Annotated in this window: 14 protein-coding genes; 10 read left to right on the top strand and 4 right to left on the bottom strand. The window is 62.3% G+C overall.

Annotation, left to right across the window (positions count from 1 at the left end):
* From IPP95_11115 to IPP95_11070, 10 genes are all read left to right on the top strand, one after another.
* Positions 1-1446: an NADH-quinone oxidoreductase subunit M gene (locus IPP95_11115; GenBank protein QQS71733.1), complete on the top strand. Its 1446-nt coding sequence runs from the start codon at positions 1-3 to the stop codon at positions 1444-1446.
* Between the two features lies 1 nt (position 1447).
* The gene (locus IPP95_11110) at positions 1448-2827 is read left to right on the top strand and encodes an NADH-quinone oxidoreductase subunit N (GenBank protein ID QQS71732.1); all 1380 of its coding nucleotides are present in this window, start codon (positions 1448-1450) and stop codon (positions 2825-2827) included.
* Between the two features lie 171 nt (positions 2828-2998).
* Positions 2999-3532, top strand: a complete 534-nt coding sequence (locus IPP95_11105) for a hemerythrin domain-containing protein (protein QQS71731.1) — start codon at positions 2999-3001, stop codon at positions 3530-3532.
* A gap of 312 nt (positions 3533-3844) precedes the next feature.
* Positions 3845-4543: a CoA transferase subunit A gene (locus IPP95_11100; protein QQS71730.1), complete on the top strand. Its 699-nt coding sequence runs from the start codon at positions 3845-3847 to the stop codon at positions 4541-4543.
* Positions 4544-4549: 6 nt separating this feature from the next.
* A complete protein-coding gene (locus tag IPP95_11095) occupies positions 4550-6334 on the top strand; it encodes a hypothetical protein (protein QQS71729.1) in 1785 nt (594 codons plus the stop codon).
* A complete protein-coding gene (locus IPP95_11090; protein QQS71728.1) occupies positions 6324-8126 on the top strand; it encodes a hypothetical protein in 1803 nt (600 codons plus the stop codon). Before IPP95_11095 ends, IPP95_11090 begins: the two co-directional genes overlap by 11 nt.
* Before the next feature lie 51 nt (positions 8127-8177).
* A complete protein-coding gene (locus tag IPP95_11085; GenBank protein QQS71727.1) occupies positions 8178-8834 on the top strand; it encodes a CoA transferase subunit B in 657 nt (218 codons plus the stop codon).
* A 10-nt stretch (positions 8835-8844) separates the two neighbouring features.
* Complete coding sequence (locus IPP95_11080; GenBank protein ID QQS71726.1) at positions 8845-10464, top strand: glycosyltransferase family 39 protein; 1620 nt, start codon at positions 8845-8847, stop codon at positions 10462-10464.
* Between the two features lie 213 nt (positions 10465-10677).
* Positions 10678-11388, top strand: a complete 711-nt coding sequence (locus IPP95_11075; GenBank protein ID QQS71725.1) for a glycosyltransferase family 2 protein — start codon at positions 10678-10680, stop codon at positions 11386-11388.
* Positions 11389-11391: 3 nt separating this feature from the next.
* Complete coding sequence (locus tag IPP95_11070) at positions 11392-13287, top strand: DUF2029 domain-containing protein (protein ID QQS71724.1); 1896 nt, start codon at positions 11392-11394, stop codon at positions 13285-13287.
* Here IPP95_11070 and IPP95_11065 read toward each other — a convergent pair.
* The 4 genes from IPP95_11065 to IPP95_11050 are packed head-to-tail and all read right to left on the bottom strand — an operon-like array spanning position 13276 to position 19872.
* Positions 13276-14541 carry a hypothetical protein gene (locus IPP95_11065; protein ID QQS71723.1) on the bottom strand — a complete coding sequence of 422 codons (1266 nt, stop codon included), beginning with the start codon at positions 14539-14541 and terminating at the stop codon, positions 13276-13278. The two genes, IPP95_11070 and IPP95_11065, sit on opposite strands and share 12 nt — an antisense overlap.
* The gene (locus IPP95_11060) at positions 14538-16841 is read right to left on the bottom strand and encodes a hypothetical protein (protein ID QQS71722.1); all 2304 of its coding nucleotides are present in this window, start codon (positions 16839-16841) and stop codon (positions 14538-14540) included. Before IPP95_11060 ends, IPP95_11065 begins: the two co-directional genes overlap by 4 nt.
* 5 nt (positions 16842-16846) lie before the next feature.
* Positions 16847-18724 (bottom strand): hypothetical protein, encoded by a 1878-nt coding sequence (locus IPP95_11055; GenBank protein QQS71721.1) that lies wholly within the window; start codon positions 18722-18724, stop codon positions 16847-16849.
* The gene (locus tag IPP95_11050) at positions 18721-19872 is read right to left on the bottom strand and encodes a hypothetical protein (protein ID QQS71720.1); all 1152 of its coding nucleotides are present in this window, start codon (positions 19870-19872) and stop codon (positions 18721-18723) included. The genes IPP95_11055 and IPP95_11050 overlap by 4 nt, the downstream gene beginning before the upstream one ends.
* Between the last annotated feature and the right edge of the window lie 44 nt (positions 19873-19916).

The raw sequence follows: 19916 nt of genomic DNA, 5'->3' as shown, positions 1-19916 counted from the left end.
ATGCAACTCCTCGCGCTGATCCTCATCCCCCTGCTGGCCGGCACGTTGCTGCTCTTCGCCCGCCCCACCGCGATGGCGCGCGGCATTGCGCTGGTGTCCACGCTGCTGTCACTGGCGCTGGTGGGCTGGCTCTGGTACACGTGGACCGGCGTTGCCGTTACGGGCATCTCGCACGATTGGGTGCCCGCTTGGGGCATGCGCTTCGTGCTGGGCTACGGCGGTATCGGCCTGCTGATGCTGATCCTCACCGGCCTGCTCTTCCCCTTCATCATCGGCACCGGTTACAAGCAGCCCATGGGCGATCCCGCCCTGGTGAATGCCTTGCTGCTCTTCACGCAGTCCGCGCTCTTCGGCGTCTTCCTCGCGCAGAACGCTTTCCTCTTCTACATCTTCTTCGAGCTCACGCTGATCCCGATCTTCTTCCTGCTGATGTTCTGGGGCGGCGAACACAAGCGCGCCATCACCATCCGCTTCTTCCTCTACACGCTGCTCGGCGGGTTGGCGCTGCTCTTCTCCATCGCCTACGTCACCTTGCAGACGCCGGCGCCGCACAGCGCCGACTTCACCGCGCTGGCCGCCCTGCACCTGCCGATGCACACACAAGTGTGGCTCTTCTGGACGATGTTCCTGGCCTTCGCGATCAAGATGCCGATCTTCCCTTTCCATAGCTGGCAGCCGGAGACGTACACCATGGCGCCCACGCAGGGCACGATGGTGCTGAGCGCCGTGATGGGCAAGATGGGCCTCTACGGCATCATCGTCTTCCTCTTCGCCATCGTGCCGGAAGGTGCGCAGCACTGGAGCTCGGTGGTGATCGGCCTCAGCCTGTTCGGCGCGCTCTACGCCGCGGTGATCGCCTTCCGCCAGAACGACCTCAAGCGCATGATCGCGTATTCGTCCATGAGCCACTTCGGCCTGATGTGCGCCGCGCTCTTCACTTGGAACGCTTACGGCATCAGCGGCACGCTGTACCAGACGCTCGCGCACGGCGTGCTGATGATCTGCCTCTTCTACATCGTGGGTGCCGTTTCGCAACGCACCGGCAGCACCGACTTTTCCAGCATGGGCGGGCTGAAGACGAGGATGCCGCGTTTCGCACTGCTCTTCATGTTCGTCACCGCGAACGCCATCGCGCTGCCGCTCACGCAGAGCTTCGTGGGCGAATGGCTGATCTACAACGGCCTGTGGCAGTGGAACAACTGGACGGCCTTCGCGGGCGTGGTGCTGATCGTGCTCGGTGCCATCTACATGCTCTACGCGTACCAGCGCGTGATGCTCGGCCCGGACCGCGAGATCGACGTGACCGACGCGGACGATGAGGAACACTTCTTCCTGGTCCCGCTGATCGCCATCACGCTGCTGCTCGGCGTGTTCCCGAACGTGATCCTGCACTTGGTGGACGGCCCCGTGCAGCAAGTGTTGAACTCCTTCACCTCCCTGCCTTGAGATGAGCGCGCTGATCCTGATCTCCGTGCTGGGCGTGCTGGTCCTGTACCTCGGCCTGTTCGGCAAGAAGAGCTGGTTGGCGCCCGTGGCCATCCTTGGGCTGGTGGGCGCGATCGCGCTCTTCGCCACCGGCTTCCACATCGATCATGCGCTCCTCGGCGGCATGGTGGAGTTCAGCCGCTTCAGCATCGGCTTCAACATCGGCATGGCGGTGATCACCGCGCTGATCTTCCTCTTCGGCTCCGACTACTATGCGCGCCAGGAGCACCACGTGGCGGAGCAATACGCGCTGATGCTCTTCTCGCTCGTGGGCGGCTTTGTCCTCACCTCCTACACGAACATGCTCATGCTCTTCGTGGGCATTGAGATCCTGAGCATCCCGCTATACATCCTCGCCGGCGGCAAGAAGCACAGCCTGCGCAGCAACGAGGCCTCGTTCAAGTATTTCCTGCTGGGTTCCTTCAGCACGGCCTTCCTGCTGATGGGCATCACCCTGCTCTACGGCCTCACCGGCTCCTTCCACATGGACGTGCTGGCCGAGCACATGGCCAAGGCCGACAACGGCGACATGGTGCAGAATTTCGGCCTCTTCTTCGTGGTCGTCGGCCTGGCGTTCAAGGTGGGCGCAGTGCCCTTCCACTTCTGGGTGCCGGACGTGTACCACGGCGCGCCCACGCTGGTCACCATCTTCATGTCCACCGTGGTGAAAATGGCGGGCTTCGCCGCGTTCTTCCGCTTCATCGACATCACCGGCATGCCGGATGCGCTGGCGCGGATCATGGTGCTGCTCACCATCGCCACCTTGTTAGTGGGCAACGTGATCGCGCTGCGCCAAACGAACTTCAAGCGCCTGATGGCCTACAGCAGTGTGGCCCACAGCGGCTTCCTCCTGCTGGCCCTGTTGACGGACCACGGTCACGCGATCGGTCACGGCGCGGCGGTGGGACATACGCTGCTCTACTACACCTTCACGTATTCGCTGGCCACCACGGGCCTCTTCATCCTCTTCACCATCGCAAAGCGCGCGAACAACGGCGCGGAGCACAACGGCATCTTCCAAGGCCTCTTCGCCGCAAAACCGTGGCTGGCGCTGTGCGCACTGGCGATGTTCCTCTCACTCGCGGGCATCCCGCTCACCGCAGGCTTCATCGCGAAGTACCAGGTCTTCCTGCTCGCCATCGGCGCGGGCTGGTTGAAGGTGATGCTCTTCGGCGTGCTCATGGCGCTGCTCGGCATTTACTACTACATCATGGTGGTGCGCGAAGTCTTCGTGACGCCGGAAGAGCCGGTGCGCTTCACCGTATCACCGCTGAATTGGCTGGTGGTGAGCATGTGCGCGGTGGCGGTGCTGGTGCTGGGTGTTTGGCCGGCGCTGATCTAAGGAGGTTGCCGCAGAGGCGCGGAGAAATACGGATTTCCTGAAGGTGCCTCTTCGGTTAACCGCAGATGTCGCAGATGGACGCAGATGGTGTGCCGGAAGTGATGGTGGTTTTCCACCGCAACGTCCGCGACGGACCCCGAGCGCATGCATCCGCTACCTTCACCACATCGAATGAATAAGCCTATCCACGCCTATTTCACGCAGGACCACCGCCGCTTGGAGGACCTGCTGGACCAAGCATCCAAGGACCCGAAGGCGATCCAAGAGGAACCCTACCATGCGTTCCGTGTCGGTCTGCTCACGCACATCAAGATGGAGGAGAAGATCCTCTTCCTAGCGGCGAAGGAGGCCAATGGGGGCGAACCCATACCGCTTGCCGCAAAGCTCCGCCTCGATCACGGCGCACTGACCGCATTGATGGTGGTGCCGCCGAACGCCGCGGTTATCGCGGCCGTGCGGTACATCTTGGAAAAACACGACCTGTTGGAGGAAGCCCCGGGAGGGATGTATGACATCTGCGAGGCGCTCACCAAAGAACAGACGGCGGATCTACTGGAGCGGCTGGAACAGACCACCCCGGTGCCGGTGCATCCACCGAACGCGCATCCGATCGCGGTGGATTCAGCCAATAGGGCGATGGTGCGTGCTGGGTTTGATCTGTACCTGGAAGGAGGGTCCTCACAGGGACCACAGAGGGAGGAATAACCGCAGAGGCGCCAAGGCGCTGAGACATGCGGGTGCCGGAGGTCTCTCTCCGGCTTTAACCACAGATGAACACAGATGGACGCAGATGATGCGCCGGAGGTGATGTGCCGTTCAACCCGTGGGGTTAGAAAGCACCGAACAAGCAAGTTTCTTCAGACGAGCAAAGTGAGTCACCCCTCTCCTCGGGAGAGGGGCCGGGGGTGAGGGCTTCTCTCCGCGTTCTCCGCGCCCTCCGCGGTTAAACCTTACTAGACCTGTGGTGAGCCCATTATCTTCGCCACATCGCCTTCATTGAAACTACGGCGAATGAACATGGACAAGCGAGTTACCGATGCGGATGCGGCCCTGGAGGGGCTCAAAGACGGCATGACCTTGATGGCGGGCGGCTTCGGCCTCTGCGGCATCCCGGAGAACCTGATCGCGGCCTTGGCGAGCAGCGGCGTGAAGAACCTGACCTGCATCAGCAACAACGCCGGGGTGGACGACTTCGGCCTCGGGCTTTTGCTGAAGACGAAGCAGATCAAAAAGATGATCGCCAGCTACGTGGGCGAGAACGCGGAGTTCGAACGCCAGATGCTGAGCGGCGAGCTGGAGGTGGACCTCATTCCACAAGGCACGCTGGCTGAACGCTGCCGCGCGGGCGGTGCCGGCATCCCGGCGTTCTTCACCCCGGCCGGCTACGGCACCGAGGTGGCCGAGGGCAAAGAGACCCGCGAGTTCGACGGCAAGATGTACGTGATGGAGCGCTGGCTCCGCGCCGACTACAGCCTCGTGAAAGCCTGGAAGGGCGACACCGAGGGTAACCTCGTCTACCGCAACACCGCGCGCAACTTCAACCCCATGATGGCCATGGCGGGCACCATCACCATCGCGGAGGTGGAGCACTTGGTGGAGCCGGGCGAGATCGAGCCGGACCACGTGCATACGCCGGGCATTTTCGTCCACCGCATCTTCCAAGGGAAGGACTACGAGAAGCGCATCGAGCAACTGACGGTACGCAAGCGGGCATAGGCTCCTATGCAAGCGGGCGCGACCACCCGTGTAGAGCGCATTGCGTTCGCGGCATTGGCCGCACTTGTCTTCGTGTACGTGGCCGCCCGCGCCGTGCTGGTGCCGGTGATCCACGACGAAGCGATGACCTTTTTCGTCTACGTGGAAACGGGCAACTTCCTGCCCTTCCGCGCGCACTGGGACGCGGGTAACCACTTGCTCTGCACCGCTTTGGCTTGGCTGGGCTGGTCGGCTTTCGGCTTCTCCGCTTGGGCCTTGCGCCTGCCGAGCGTGCTGGCGTTCATTCTCTACACGGCATACGCTTGGAAATGGGGCACGCGGCTGCACGGGCCGATGGTCCGTTGGGGCCTGTGGGCCGCACTGTTAGGCATGCCCTTCCTACTGGATCTCTTCTCGCTCTTCCGCGGCTATGGCCTGGCCATGGCCTTCTGGTCGATGGCGCTGTACGAAGGCTGCTCCTTGCTTGAAAAGCGCAGCACCAAGCGGCTTCTGCTTGTGCTGTTGGCCTCGGCCTGCGCGGCGTTCAGCTCGTTGAGCCTGTTGACGCTCTGGGCCGCCGTGCTCGCCGTCACACTGTTCGTTGCGTTGCGAAAGCCGGTGCAGCGCGGGATGCTCGCGGGCTGGCTGTTGCTCGGCGCTTTCCCGTTCACTTTTGCCGCCGCGTATGCCTACCAGCTTGGACTGCGCGGGGCGCTCTACTACGGTACCGATACCGGCATGTTCCGCGGTACGGTGCCCTCCCTGCTGAAGGCGATGTTCGGCGGATCGAACATGCTGGCGGTGGCGGTGGTGGTGCTGATCACGGTGGCCGGAATTGTGGTGGCGTGGCGGGCGTTCCGCGAGCGCGATCGCAGCTTCGGCGCGTGGGCGTTGATCGGCACCGCGGGCTTGGTCTGGGCCGATGTGCTGGGGCGCGAACTGCTCTTCGCGTGGAACGGAACGCTCTTCCCCGAGGACCGCACGGCCTTGCAATGGGTGCTGCTCTTCGTGCTGCTTTTCGCTTTCGCGTTGGACCGGCTGGCGAAGACCGCACCAAGGCTGAAGTGGCTCGCGCTGGGGCTGTTGCTCTTGCCCCTCCGCACACTTTCCACCGCCAACCTGCGCACCACAAGCTTCTGGCCCGAGCAAGCCATCCCCTCCTCCATCTTCCGCGCGGCGGAACGCGAACAGCAAGTCTCCCCGCGCCTGCTCACCATCGGCGCCTACCACCAGATGCCCGCCTGCTGGGGCTTCGGTCTCCGGCAACGCGGACTGGCGCTGAACGCGGTGGACGTGAGCGCATTCCCGAACGGGGGTGAAGCCCTGCTCCTGATCGACCCGCACCGCGACTCGGTACCGTCGGACTACCGAGCCGTGGAGTTGGCTCCCGGCGGCCATATCGCGTTGTACGCCCGCGAGACACCGGTGAACACTACGCTCCTGTTGGACACCACCTTCACCGGCGAGCGCTCGGACGCGGAGTACAAGGAGCTCTGGCATCCGGCCATCGGAACTGTGCGTGGCGGCACCTTCTTGGTGGAACTGGAGATGGCGCTGCGGCCGGACCGCGAACCCATGACCGGCGACTTCGTGTTGGAGACCAATGCCGGGGGCACGGTGCAACACACGGACCATGTGCTCTTCCAGTTCATGCGCGACCCGCCACGCAGTGATAGCATCCGCACCGTGCGCCATATCCCGCACGTTCCCATGGATGCCGAACGCGTCGTGGTCTATCTCTGGAACCCGTCTCTGCAGTGGTATGCTTGTTCGGGCCGCATGCGCATTTACCTTGTCCGGGATGGAGCGTGAGGGAGCGCCGATCACCGGCAAGGAGCGTGCGGCGTTTGCGTTGCTGGCCTTGCTGGCCGTTGCATACGTGGTGGTGCGGGCATGGACCGTGCCCTTTGTGAACGATGAGGCACGGGCATTCTACATGTACGTGCTCTCGGGCGGTTTTCTGCCCTTCCGTGCCACCTGGGACGCGGCCAACCATCCGCTGCTCTCGGTACTGGCCCAAGTGAGCTGGCGCATCGGTGGCACTGCGCCGCTTGCGTTGCGCATCTGGAGCGTGCTGGCCTTCATCGCATACGCTTGGTACGCATGGCGCATGGGTGCTTGGCTGAAGATCCGCTTGGTGCGCTGGTGCTTCTGGACCGCGTTCCTCGCCTGCCCTCTGCTCCTCGACTTCTTTTCGCTCTTCCGAGGCTACGGCTTGGCCATGGGCCTGCTCGCCGTCGCCCTTTTCCACGCCGCGCGTTTCATCCGCGAGGAGCGCCGCCCGGACCTCCTGCTCGCGCTGGCCGCCATGGCCCTTGCGGGATCGGCCATGCTTTCCCTGATCATCGTTTGGGCCGCCGTGCTGGTGGCCTTGACATACAAAGTGATCCGCGGCCGGAACGTTACCGCACGTGCCGGGCGCTTGGGCTGGTGCATGTTGCTGGGCGTGCTGCCCCTGCTGCTGGCCGCCGCCTTTCTCTGGGGGCTCAAGTCCCGGGACCTGCTCTACTCCGGTACTGACGCGGGCTTCTTCGAAGGCACGGTGCGCTCGCTCTCCATCTTCGTGATCGGCACGGCAGGCGGGGCTTGGCGCCTTGTGATCTGCTTGGCCGTGGCGGCGGCAGCGGTCTTTGCGTTGTGGCCTTCACCGGGGCAACGTTCCGTGCGTGAGGAACTGGCCCGAACGGCCGCCTTCCTGCTGATCGCGGACGTGCTGGGTCGCGAGTTCCTCTTCCTCACCACCCATGCGCTGTTCCCGATCGACCGGGGCGCGCTGCACCTGCTGCCCTTGTCCATCGTGCTGGTCGCTTGCGCCGTGGACCGCTTGGCGGGAATGCGGCCGCTCCTTGCCTTCGCCGCGCTGCCCTTGCTGTTCCTGCCGTTGCGGTCGATCACAACAGCCGACTTGGACAGCACGCTGATCTGGGGCGACAATTCCATTCCGGAACGCTTCCATGCGTTGGTGGAGGCCCGACAACGGGAACTGGGCCGACCCTTGGTCCTTGGTGGTGAAGATCTCATCCGCGAAGCATGGAGCCTAGGTGCCGCGGCGCGCGGGTCTTACAGCATCGCGCTGGATCCGTTAGGCTTCCCGCAAGCCGAATGCGACCTGCTCATCATCGATACCGCCCGTTCCACCCCGCCACCGGGGTTCCGTACGATCGCCGTCACGAGCACCGGAGAGAACAGCCTCATGGAGCGCATCGCACCGTTGCGCATGCGGCATGTGCTGGACACGATGGTGGAACGCAACGGCGGTCCGGACGAATTCATTGAACTGTGGCGCGCCCACCCGGACAGTTGGCGTGGGCGTGCGGCGTGGGTGGAAATAGATGCGCAATTCACCGGCCTTGTGAGGAACAGCCGCGTGACCTTGGTGTCCGATGTTTCCGATACGCTCCAGCAGCACCTCGTCTACAACGGTATTCCTGTTGACCGATACTGCGTGACCGATGGCGGCGGACCGCACCTCGGCATCCGCGTACCCCGCCTGCCGCCGAACACCGGACAGGCCGCAGTGTATCTGTACAATCCCGATAAGGTCCCGATCAACCTGAACGCCCGCATCAAGGTCCATGAGATCCTTCCGGAGGGCGACCGATAGGGAAAACCCGCGTGGGATGCCCATCTTAGCGCTCGATAAACGCATTGACAAATGGCCTTGGACAAGAACCAGATCGCGAAGCGCATCGCCCGCGAACTACAGGACGGATACTACGTGAACCTCGGCATCGGCATCCCCACGCTGGTGGCCAACCACATCCCGCCGGGCATCAACGTGACGCTGCAGAGCGAGAACGGACTCCTCGGCATGGGCCCCTTCCCCTTTGAAGGCGAAGAGGACGCCGACCTGATCAATGCGGGGAAGCAGACCGTGACGCTGTTGCCCGGCTCGGCCATCTTCGACAGCGCCATGAGCTTTGCGATGATCCGCGCCCAAAAGGTGAACCTCACCGTGCTCGGCGCCATGGAGGTGTCGGACAACGGCGACATCGCCAGTTGGAAGATCCCCGGCAAGATGGTGAAGGGCATGGGCGGCGCCATGGACCTGGTGGCCAGCGCGCAGAACATCATCGTCTGCATGATGCATACCAACAAGCACGGCGATAGCAAGCTGCTGAAGAAGTGCTCCCTGCCGCTCACCGGCGTAGGCTGCGTGAAGCGCATCATCACCGACCTCGGCATGTTCGAGGTGACCAAGGACGGCTTCAAGCTCACCGAGCGAGCGCCGGGCGTGAGCGTGGAGGAGATCCAGTCCAAGACCGAAGGACGGCTGGTGGTTGAGGGCGAGGTGCCGGAAATGGCGATCTGATCGGTCGGCCATGGGCAAGGTCCGCACCTTCCTCCAGCGCATGGATGCCGTGTGGTGGCTCGTCGCCCTGTTCATCGGGATGTCCTGCGCCTACGAGGCCGGTCGCGTCCTCCATCTGCTTCCACAGCCCCACCACGTGTGGCGCCAGTCCGATTGCATCTCGCTGGCGTGGAACTACTACGACACCACGTGGAACTTCTTCCAGCCCACGATCCACAACTTGTTCTCTGACGACTATACCTCCGGCAAGACCGCCGGGGAATTCCCCATCCTCTACTACATCGTGGGCATGATCTGGCGGATCACCGGGCCGGACCTGTTCATCTACCGCTTGATCGGGTTTTCGCTCCACTTCATAGGCAGCTTGGCGCTCTTCGCCTCCGTGCGCCGGATCCTTGCGAGCGGATTTTGGGCCGTCTGTATCGCGCTCATTTTTTATGCCTCGCCTACGATCGTCTATTTCGGGATCGGCTTCCTGCCGGATGTCCCCGCCTTCGAATTCGCGTTGATCGGCTGGTGGTTCACTGTGCGCTACACCACCGAAGGCCGGAGCAGGCATTGGGGATGGGCGGTGTTCTTCTTCACGCTCGCCATGCTCCTCAAGGTGTCCGCGGGCATGAGCCTGGTCGCCTTGGCCGGGGTCCTCTTCTTCCACACGGTTTTCAGAAAGCGCGTCCCCAATTCATGGTCCCTGTTCAAGGGTGACCGCCGTGAATGGGCGACATTGGTGATGGGCCTGGTGGCCGTGTACGCATGGTACGCCTATGCCGCCTGGTACAACGGCCAGCACGGGGGGCATTACACCTTCAACGACCTCTGGCCGATCTGGGGAATGGACCCCGCTACAAGGCAGGTAGCGTGGGATGTCGGTCGCCGGATCCTGGTCTTCCAAGTGTTCGACACCTCGGTCTGGGTATTGATCGGCGTCGCCTTCACGGCCCTGGTCGCCAACGTCCGGAAGCTCCCATGGCAGCTGATCCTGCTCAATTTCTTCCTGCTCTTGGGATCCGTGCTCTACATCCTGTTCTGGTTCCAAGCCCTGAACAATCATGACTACTACTTCATCAATCCAATGATCACGTTGGCGGTGCTCTTGGTCAGCTTCCTGTGGATGCTCAAGCAGCATTATCCCGAGCTCTTGCAGGCCCGCTGGAGCCGCTGGGCCATGGTCGCCCTCCTGGCGTTCAATGTGGCCTACACGGCGCAGAACATGCGGATGCGCTACGACACCTCAGGCACCATGACGGCCCAAGACCTGTGGCCCATTTACCACGAAGCGGAGCTTGCCCATTGGAACGGGCTGAACTACTGGAGCTTGGAACCGGTCGTGCATATCCGGCCGGATTTGCGCGCCTTGGGGATCCAGCCGGACGACCGGGTGATCTTCGCGGACGACCCGACGATCAACGCCTCCTTCCTGTTCATGGGCAACCGTGGGTGGAACAACTATGGCAACCACCTGAACGAACCCGGCTGGATGGACATGTTGATCGCGAACGGTGCTAAGTACTTCCTTTGCGTAGACCCCAAATGGACCTGGGACCCACAAACCGGCCCCTACCTGCACGACCAGATCGGGGTGGTGGACGGGGTGAGCATTTATCGGTTGCACCCCATGAGCAAGCCCTGAACACCAAACAGTGCGTTCAACTGCTATTCCAGATCCCGGCCAATTTCGTTTCCAATGCCCTCCAGAATCCCTTGGAACTGGGACCAGTATGCTTGGACCATCGTGAACGCGTTCTATGGGCGGCAGCCCTGACCAAGGTTACCGGTCATTACGGATCTCCCTTTGCGCTTGGAACCCCATACGGATTCTTGCTTATTGTGCGATCTTCGCCACATGGTATCGAAGCTTTCCATCGTCATCCCCGCATACAACGAGGAACGCACGATCCATTTGATACTGGACAAGGTAAGGGAGGTCCAGTTGATCGCGAACATCAGCAAGGACGTGGTGATCGTGAATGATGGCAGCACAGATGGCACAGCGGGGGCCGTGAGGCGCTACATGGACGAGCATCCCGACCTTGGCATCCGCTTTTTCGAGCAACCCGGGAACATGGGGAAAGGTGCCGCCATCCACCGCGGCATCCGGGAGGCCACGGGGGACCATCTCATCGTTCAGGACGCCGACCTGGAATACGACCCGCGCGAATACAACGACCTGCTGCGGCCCGTGGTTGAAGGCTTTGCCGACGTGGTCTTCGGCTCGCGCTTCATGGGCCACCATCCGCACCGCATCCTTTTCTTCTGGCACAGTATCGGCAACAAATTCCTTACGCAAATGTCCAACGTGTTCAACAATTTGAACCTCACGGACATGGAGACCTGCTACAAACTGATCCGCAGCGACATTGCCAAGGGCCTTGTGCTGAAGGAAAAGCGATTCGGCTTCGAGCCGGAAGTGACAGCGAAGTTGGCCCGGGTAAAGGGCGTGCGCATCTATGAGGTAGGCATCAGCTACTATGGCCGCACCTACGCCGAAGGCAAGAAGATCGGTTGGAAGGATGGATTCCGCGCCATCTGGTGCATCATGAAATATGGGCTTTGAGTGATGGACGGGGCTGCCGCCAGATCCATGTTCCGGGAATGGGGTGCGCTGCTTCCCGCTCTCCTCGGCATGTTTTATTTGGTCGGACTGCGTGCCTTGCTGCAGGCCCAACCGGAGATCGGTGACGGGGCATTGCATTACGTTCAGGTGCTGCACGCATGGCAGCATCCCGTGCTTTTCCTTGATGTGTGGGCCAAACCGCTCTATGTCATCCTAGGCGCGCCATTCGCGTTGATGGGCACGTGGGGCCTCACGCTCTTCAACGGCGTGGTTTTCCTGGCCACCTCGGCCTGCATCATGGCGTCCATTCCGCGCTCCGCATGGCCGCTGCGCTGGTTAGCCCCGGTGCTGGTGGCCATCAGTCCCCAATACCTGTTCATGGTCTATGCGGGCATGACCGAGCCTCTGTTCGGCCTGCTCTGTGTCGCCGCCGTTATGGCCCTGTTCGCAGGCCATGTACGCACCGGCCTGTTGATCGCCTCGCTGATGCCCGTGGCCCGGCCGGAATACATCGTGGTACTGCCCGTGGTAATGGCTTGGGCGCTGTGGCGCGGCAAGGGGAGGTCACTCCCGTGGGCGTTCGTGGGCATCGTGGTCTTCAGCCTGCTCGGTGCAGTGGCCCATCACGACCTGTTCTGGTTGGTGCGCGAAGATCCCTATATCGGCAACACCACCTACGGCTCCGGCGATTGGGCCCATTTTCTGGAACAGGCCCCGCAGATCCTGGGCTATCCATTGCTCTTCGCTCTTCTGGTTGCCACGGTCTGGGGAGTGTTACTCTGGTGGAAAATGCCCGAAAAACGCCGGGAGTTGCTTGACCTGTTCGCCCTTGCGCTACTGCCGGTGGTGTTGATCTGGTGTGCGCACAGCTATGCTTGGTGGAAAGGTGATGCGGGTTCCGCCGGTCTGCTGCGCGTGTTCGCCACCACCGTGCCGCTCAGCGTGTTGTTCGTGCTGCAGGTGGTGCGCCACGGGACGGAATCCCTGATGCAAATGCGCATTGTCTGGCTGGGTTTGCCCCTGCTCGCGGTGCTTGCCTTCCCGCTGGGCTGGATGGAGGCCCGGACCCACGTGCCCATACCGGCTGTGATGGTGCCCGAGCAGAACCAAGTAGAGCGGGCTGCGCAATACGTGCTGGAGGTCCGGAAACCCAATGCGCGTATCGCCTATCTGCATCCCCATTTCGGCGTGGTCACCGGCTTGGACACATGGGACAGCACCCAGGCCATGAACATCACATCGCTCCCTTGGCAGCGTCCGGGTGCCGATCTGAGGCCCAATGACCTGGTGGTCTGGGATTCGCACTTCGGCCCCAACGAGACCGCGTTGCCCCTTCAGCACATTCTGTCCGACAGCGCCCTCACCCTGCTGCGCGTTTTCGAGGAGGGCGCCGGTTGGCAAGGGACCGCCGAACCTTTTTCCGTGTGGGTGTTCGAGCGGATACCGTCCAGCGTCAGGTGGGAAACAGACACCCTACTCCGAATGGACCTTGGCGACCCGGAAAGTTGGCATCAACGGCCACCTGCCCAAGGAATATCCGGACATCTGTCTTGTTCGGTGCGGATGGACGGCGACCGCGAACTGCGTCCACCGATCTCGCTACCGCCGGAGCAGCCGAATATCCCGATACTGGAACTGACTGCTTCGGGCGACGCCATGCCCGGCGGGGAAGATGGCAATTGGCAACTCGTGCTCACCGTGACCGATGCCGGCCGGGAGGTACACATCCAGCGCAAGGACATGCAGACCGGCGCCTTCTCGGCATCGTTCACCCTGCCCGCGGAATTTGTGCGGATGGACGTGCGCTTGAAGATCGAGCAGGCGGAGAAAACCCTCGCGGGGATCAAGGGCTACACCGTGGTGCTGCGCCAATTGCACACGGGATCATCACGGCAATAACCGCCCATACACCCTCCACACGCTGGCCATGGTCCACTCCGGACCGTCCCACGGAGGGAGGTAGTTCCAGCTAAGGCCGATGCTGAAGTAGATGAAAAAGAGCGCCACTACCAGTGCCGTGTATCGCATTGCCCGTGAGGAGCGCAGGATCCCTTGGGCTCCCCACGCCGTCGGCACCGCTAGAAAGACCAGGTACTCCACAAAGCCCCGGTGACCGAATGCGCCGCCCAACCACCAGCTCCACCAGGAGGCGATGAGGTACCAGGCCAGTAGCCATACCAGCAGGACGATGCGCCCACCGGAGGTCCCGCGAACGGCCATGATCCCCAATGCGCCGATCACCAGCAGCATCACCGGGGAATAGAGGAACCAGCCGTTCCAAGGATGCCAAAGCACGTCCCAGAGGTGCGGATGCGACCAGAAGAAATCCTCGCCCTTCTTACCGTAGGTGAAGACGAACCAACTGCCGGTGATCATCTTCCAATAGGCCAACTGCGGCAGCACCAGCGCGCCGGACACCACAGCGCCCGCGGCGAAGGCCTTCGGGAAGTGCGCCGGCCAGCGCAGACGCCCCTTCACGTCCCTTGGACCGGTGGCGCCATAGAGCATGGGTACCAGCAAAGCGATCACATTGGCGGGCCGCACCAGCACGATCATCGTCGCGATGACCATCAGCAGGAACAGGCGCTTCGGGGAGGGCGCTTCGAGCATCCGCAACGTGGTTGCGAACAGTGCCGCGAACAGGAAGAAGGAGTAGACATGCGACATGCCCGGCTCCATGGAAGCGTAGTAGTACAGGTTCGTGCAACCGAACAAGAGGAGCACCGCAGCGAGTGAGGCGATGTTGCCGAAGCGCGGCTTCAGGGCGTGCAACAAAAACCAGCAGCCCATGGCCGCATAGAACGCACCCGCCATACCGCGCGCCACGGCGTAGGGCCAGCTAAATGCGTCCGGCGTGGCCAGGCCCAAGAGGCAGGCCGCATGCGCTACCAGGAAGAAGGGCAGTTGCAACAGCGACACGCCGATGGTGAACAAGCTGAGCCGGGAGCCGTCATCGAGAATATGGACCCAGGGCATGCCCCGCAGGTCATGGTCGATAAAGAGGCCCGGCAGGAACTGGTAGTAGCCGAGGTCGTCGCTGCCGTGGGTCAGCAGTGTCCCGAGCCGGTGAGCCTCATGCCCGAAGAAGGATAGTAGACAAAGTGCGAAAATGCCCATGGACAAGGGCAAGGCCCAGCGCGTTCCTGTGCTCATGGCACGATCCAATGGCCGTTGTACCAGAGTTTCCCGCTCAGGCTGTCCATGCGGTACAGGTCCACATCGGCCACACGAATGCTGAGGTCGTCCACCCAGATGCTGTCGTGGTCATAGGCCTCGCCGCTGATGAAGAGTTTCAGCTCGTGGTGCTTACCTCCGCTCCGGAAGGGCAGCTCCACCATGGACCAATCGCCCACGATGGTCCGGGCAAAACGCGGGTCGGTGTAGTAGCTCCACGCGCCTTGGCCCGTTGTCGGATCGACGTCATCGATGCCGACGAAGGCGTGGCAGCGCATGGGGCCTTGGTTGTAGTACCAGAACGAGGCGAGGTAGGTGACGCCGGTATCCATGACCGCTGCGGGTAATTGGGCCACTACGTTGAAATCGCGCTTGAGGCCGGAGAACGCGCCTTGGCCGCTACGCACATGTGTTGCAGGCAGACCCTCGAACCCGTCCGTGAGCAGGAAGGTGTCCGGCTTGCTGAAGTACCAAGCTCCGCTGCGGTAGAGGCTGTCGCGCGCGGCCTCGAAGTGTTGGACCCGTTCCTTCGCCCGGTCCGCAAAAAGTTCCTTTGCCGTAATGGCAAGCAAGGCGTACGGTCCGCTCCGCATCAGCTCGTGGGCATGCGCGGCAGTGGCCTGGTCGTAACGGTCCATCGGGCTGCCGGTAAGGATCATCAAAATGGTGTCGTTCGGCTGGAAGCGGGAGGCGATCGGCTTGGGGTACCAGTCCGGCCCCATGCCTTGGATCAATTCCCGCACCTCGCCCAAGCCCGTGCGCGTTAGCGAGGAGGTCATCAACGGGAAACCCGTGTGCTGCGCCATCGTTTGCCCCACCAGCAGTCCCGGTGCATCGGCGGGGATCATGAACTCCTCCCCTCCGTTATGGAAATAGGGCAAGGTCACCAAGGCTTTGGCCTGCACCTTCTTGGCCGCGATGACGACCGCCTTCATGTCCGTTGGCAATTGATCAATGTCGAAGAAGTTGGGTTGCTCCACGATGCGCTTGGCCACGTACCGGTCGAGGTAGTGCGCGTCGATCGCGAAGAGCGAAAGCACAATGACGACAAGGCCCGATGCGGCCACCCGGACGCTGCCCGGCCCGGCCCGCCGCCAAAGCACCCAGGTGGTGCGTGCCGCCCAGATGGTGATGACGAAGTAGAACGCCCATCCGAAACGCGATGGTGCGCGGAACTGCCCGATCACCGGCGTGTACCACAGGCATTTCTTGCACCAAGGGTCGAACGGAAGGCCGAAGGCGAACACCAGCATGAAGACGCCGGCGACCAGCATGATCGCCACCTTGGGCGGGAAGACATCCGCGATGAAGGAGCGCAGCCGCCCGCCGAACAGGATACGCACCAGCAGGACCAACACGACAAGGAAGACCAAGATGGTGCCCAGACCGATGTAGGACCAACCTTCCGCAAGCCGGAACGCGGGCAGGCCGATGATCTTTTCCCATAGCGGGGAGGCGAACAACGGGTCGGGTGCGAGCAGCGTGGAGAAGCTCATCTCGTAGGTGAAGAAGCCCGTGGGATGGAGCGTGCGCCCCACGTGCGTGTCGGTCAGCTTTTGCCACAGCAGAAAGAGCAACAGGGCCCCTATCGGCGCCAACACCATGCCGATGGCAACGCGCCGGTGAGCGGCCTTGAAGACCCATGCCAGAAGCCCGCATGAAAGCACCAGCACCGCCGCGATAAACCCGAGGTAGACGTGGGTGAACAGCCAGAATTCCAGAAGGGCCAACATGACCCATGCCCATCGCCCGGGACGGGCGCTTCGCCATTGGCGCAACATCAGCCACGCCGCACTTGGGATGGCACAGCCATAAGCCAAGGCATAGTGGGCCTGGGTGCCACGCAGCACCTGCGGCGCCAAGAAGGAGATCAACACCGCGAACACCGCCGCCAAGAGTTCCGGCATGGAAAGCTCGCGCAGTATGCCGTAAACGAACAGCGCACACAGTACGATGCTGGCCAGCATCATCAGGTTGATCAACGCCACGGTGTGCGGCAGCAGTCCGGGGAACACCTTACATACGGCGCGCCAGACGTTGCTTTGCAGGGGTTGCGCGTCCGGGTAGTCGATGTGCTCCCCGAACGGATAATTCATCCCGGAGAACGTGGTGATCGAGGTGTCATGCTCAGCGTGCCAAGCGAAGCTGAAGTAGTTCTTCATGCCGTCGCCGTCGGTATTGAACATGTAGTGGCCCGGTGCGCGGAGCACGGAACCGAAGTACAGGAACAACAGGAGCGTCGATAATAACAGGGTGAGCCACAGGCCACGATGCTTCATCTGCCTCATTCAATGATCACGTCCTGGATGACGCCGGTGTAGTCCTTCGCTGCGAAGGGGATGTAGCCTTGGTCGTAGGGCGAACCGGGCCACCATTTAGTGTTGTGGAACTCCTGGGTCACGATCAGCTGCATCTGCACATCGCTGATGGAAGTGACGGTGCTGTCCATGTAGCCCACTTCGCGTAGTTGGTCCAGTTCCGGCCCGATGCGCCAGGTGACGGACTCCGGCTTCCAATCGATCTGGAACCAGTAGTGGTCGCCACGGAAGAGCTCCGCGTCCGGCTCGAAGATCTTCTGGGTGAGCGCACGGTAGTTGTCGTCCCAGCGCTGGCTGAGGAAGGTCTGCCCGTCATGCGTGATCCCGCTGCAACCCGCTGCGAAGTTGATGGGGGAATGGCAGGCCATGTCCCAGTTGGTGCAGGCCACGGTGATCATGCCCTTGGGGATGCCGCCCTCCTTCGGTCGCTGCCAGTTGGCGCGGTTTCCGGGCACCGCCACCTGTTGCGGGCGCAGGGGCGGGAAGGTGGCATCGGGGCAGTACAGCGGCGTCTTCAAGATCTCGAAGTCGATCTCCGCATAGTCCACCTGCGGCACGCGCTTGTCCTGTTCTCCACCGTAATAGTTCTCGAGGAAACCGTCCTTGGCGCAGATGCGGCGGTGGTTCCCAGGCGCGCCTTGGTAGATCAGCCAGATGGCGTTGGTGAGCCCCACCCACATGTCCGAGTCGTTCAACAACGGCGTGAGCTTGCACTTGATGGAGTACTTGCCGTACATCAGGCCACTGCGCGAGCGGACACCGACGTTCTCCTTACGCAGGTCGTTGGGCGTGGAAGCCGGATTCCGCAGTTCGATGGTATTGTTTTCCGGATTCGATCGCACGGTCTCGCAGGGCATCCGGGTGGTCATGGGCCGCAGGGAGACCATCCTGTTCTCCGGGAAGAAGCAGCGGTTGAAGTCGTGGTCCTCCGGGGTGTATGCATTGCCGAGCACATCCGCGATCAACGGGATGTTGGCGAAGCGTGTGGAAGGGTCCACGTAATGGATGAACTGCTTGAAAGGTGCCTGTTTGCGCAGCTCCTCCGTCTGCCCGCACCTATCACTGAACGCTCCCTTGGAAATGCCCTCCGTCTCCTCGACATAGATCCCGGCCCCCAACGGGGGGCGCGCGCTCACCTTCAACCGTTCCCTCGCCTCCAACACGGTCACTTGCGGAAGTTTCGCGCCGGGGCCGTGCAGGAAATACCAGTATGGTTCGATGAATTGGCCGTTCTCCTGTTCGTTAATCCGCGCCACTGCATCCGGGATCCGGGCGGCGGTGAACGCATCTTCGGGCACCACCACCAGCAGGAAGGAGTACTCACCCACCCGAGGGTTCCGCGCCCAGCGGAGCCGCTTGCCATCCTGAAAGAAGCGCTCCTCGTCACGCGGGTCGCCGTGGATGCGGAAACTGTTCTCCACCTTCAGCGCATCGTGCCCGCTGGTGCGCGCTGTGGTGCGGAAGCCTTCCGACGCGCTCTCCCAGCTGCCATAGAAATTCTCTTCCGCCAGCGGGTGCTGCCCACCGTCCGGCAAGGTCTCGTCCATCTTGTAGGATCCGTTCCGGTAGTACAGCTTGTACTTGAACGCGCGGCCCTTTCCAAGGGTGTCCGTAACGGTGAAAGAAAAGGTGAACCGCCCGCCCTCCACCTGATGGGCCGAAGGGATCGTGAACCCGCTGTCGATCGCGTCGGTGTAATCCATGGCGATGACCTTCTCCCCGTCCGCCCCCTCGGAATGCCAGTTCGTGAGCACCTCGAAACGGTCCACGCCGCCATGGCCTGTGCGACCACCATCGGCGCAGCCGAGCAACAACAGGGGTGTGAGCCAGAGCAGAGCCTTCATCGGCGGGGTGCTAGTTCGAGGATCATGGCTTGGGGTGCAGGGTAAGAAGCGATCCGGTCCGTGCCGTCCCCGTTGTCCACGTCGAAGCCGGTGAGCAGGACGCCATGAGGTTTCCGCTCAGCCACTACGCGTTCGAAGTGTGTGATGTCCGTGCGCGATGTCGGTGACCAAGGCCGGAGCATCGCGATGGGCGTTCCGTCCGCATCGATCAGATAGGCCACGCCTTCCTGCGGGACGAAGCGCCATTGTTTGTCCGTGCCACCGATGGGCACAGCCGCCTCGGTAGTGTTCACTGCGGTGCCACCTGCCGGAAAGCGAACCGTATCCACGGGCACCTCCGTCACCGACACTGTCGCATATCCCATCGGGACAAGGCCGCCTACGCCCATGCTATCCAGCGCAAATGCCGTCCCTCCTGCCCGGCCGGGCACTTCAGCGCTGTGGAAGTAGAGGTCGATGTCGTCCACGAACGCCTCCTCCCCGCCGCGCTTCCAGAAGTAGACCGAGATGATGTCCGTAGGTTCCAAGGCCAGGTCGCGCATCAGGAAGCTGCAGTTGAGCCTACTGCCCTGTGCTGCGCCGGTGTCCGCTGGCAGATCCTTCCCGAACCAGGCGAGCTGCTTGCTCCCCCGGTCAATGGACACCACGGCAGTGACGAGCGTTTTTGGTGATGGGGACCACATCCAAAACCCGACTTCCACGGCCGACAACGTGGTAGCCACGTCCTGCACGCGACGCCGCACGGCCGGGGAATAATCATCGCCCGGGGCCATCCGGTAGGAGCGTTCCCCGCCATGCGACCACTTGCGGGAAAGACGCACGGTATCCGCCGAGACGGGCACCTCGAAATCGAAACGCAGGTTGGGGCGGACGGTGCTGCCATCCAGATCGAACTTCACGGTGGACCATGGGCCGGCGGCAAAGGCGAAGGGTGCTTCGTCGCCTGTGAACAGGCCACCTTCCTTGGTCAACCTGGCAGCGCCAGCGGTAGGCAAGGTACCACTGATATTGCGCGGGTTGCTGCCGATCAACAACTTCACGCGGTCCTTCACGGCACCTTGTTGCGCGGAGGTCATCCATTGCCAGACCAACAGCCCTGCGGCCACGAGGATGGCCAGGACCACGATGATGCGCAGGAAGCTCTTCACGCGGCGAAAGTAAAACGGAATACAGGTGGACTTTAGGGCTGCAC

The organism is Flavobacteriales bacterium (genome assembly GCA_016700415.1).
Taxonomy (GTDB): domain Bacteria; phylum Bacteroidota; class Bacteroidia; order Flavobacteriales_F; family PHOS-HE28; genus PHOS-HE28.
The sequence above is the reverse complement of the archived record's forward strand: the minus strand, read 5'-3'. Positions and strand labels throughout refer to the sequence as shown.

Excerpts from the sequence above, each read along its gene's own strand:
- IPP95_11085 (QQS71727.1), top strand. The coding sequence starts at position 8,178 with ATGGCCTTGGACAAGAACCAGATCGCGAAGCGCATCGCCCGCGAACTA.
- IPP95_11080 (QQS71726.1), top strand. The coding sequence starts at position 8,845 with ATGGGCAAGGTCCGCACCTTCCTCCAGCGCATGGATGCCGTGTGGTGG.
- IPP95_11090 (QQS71728.1), top strand. The coding sequence starts at position 6,324 with ATGGAGCGTGAGGGAGCGCCGATCACCGGCAAGGAGCGTGCGGCGTTT.
- IPP95_11100 (QQS71730.1), top strand. The coding sequence starts at position 3,845 with ATGGACAAGCGAGTTACCGATGCGGATGCGGCCCTGGAGGGGCTCAAA.
- IPP95_11110 (QQS71732.1), top strand. The coding sequence starts at position 1,448 with ATGAGCGCGCTGATCCTGATCTCCGTGCTGGGCGTGCTGGTCCTGTAC.
- IPP95_11075 (QQS71725.1), top strand. The coding sequence starts at position 10,678 with ATGGTATCGAAGCTTTCCATCGTCATCCCCGCATACAACGAGGAACGC.
- IPP95_11115 (QQS71733.1), top strand. The coding sequence starts at position 1 with ATGCAACTCCTCGCGCTGATCCTCATCCCCCTGCTGGCCGGCACGTTG.
- IPP95_11060 (QQS71722.1), bottom strand. The coding sequence starts at position 16,841 with ATGAAGCATCGTGGCCTGTGGCTCACCCTGTTATTATCGACGCTCCTG.
- IPP95_11095 (QQS71729.1), top strand. The coding sequence starts at position 4,550 with ATGCAAGCGGGCGCGACCACCCGTGTAGAGCGCATTGCGTTCGCGGCA.
- IPP95_11070 (QQS71724.1), top strand. The coding sequence starts at position 11,392 with ATGGACGGGGCTGCCGCCAGATCCATGTTCCGGGAATGGGGTGCGCTG.
- IPP95_11105 (QQS71731.1), top strand. The coding sequence starts at position 2,999 with ATGAATAAGCCTATCCACGCCTATTTCACGCAGGACCACCGCCGCTTG.
- IPP95_11065 (QQS71723.1), bottom strand. The coding sequence starts at position 14,541 with ATGAGCACAGGAACGCGCTGGGCCTTGCCCTTGTCCATGGGCATTTTC.
- IPP95_11055 (QQS71721.1), bottom strand. The coding sequence starts at position 18,724 with ATGAAGGCTCTGCTCTGGCTCACACCCCTGTTGTTGCTCGGCTGCGCC.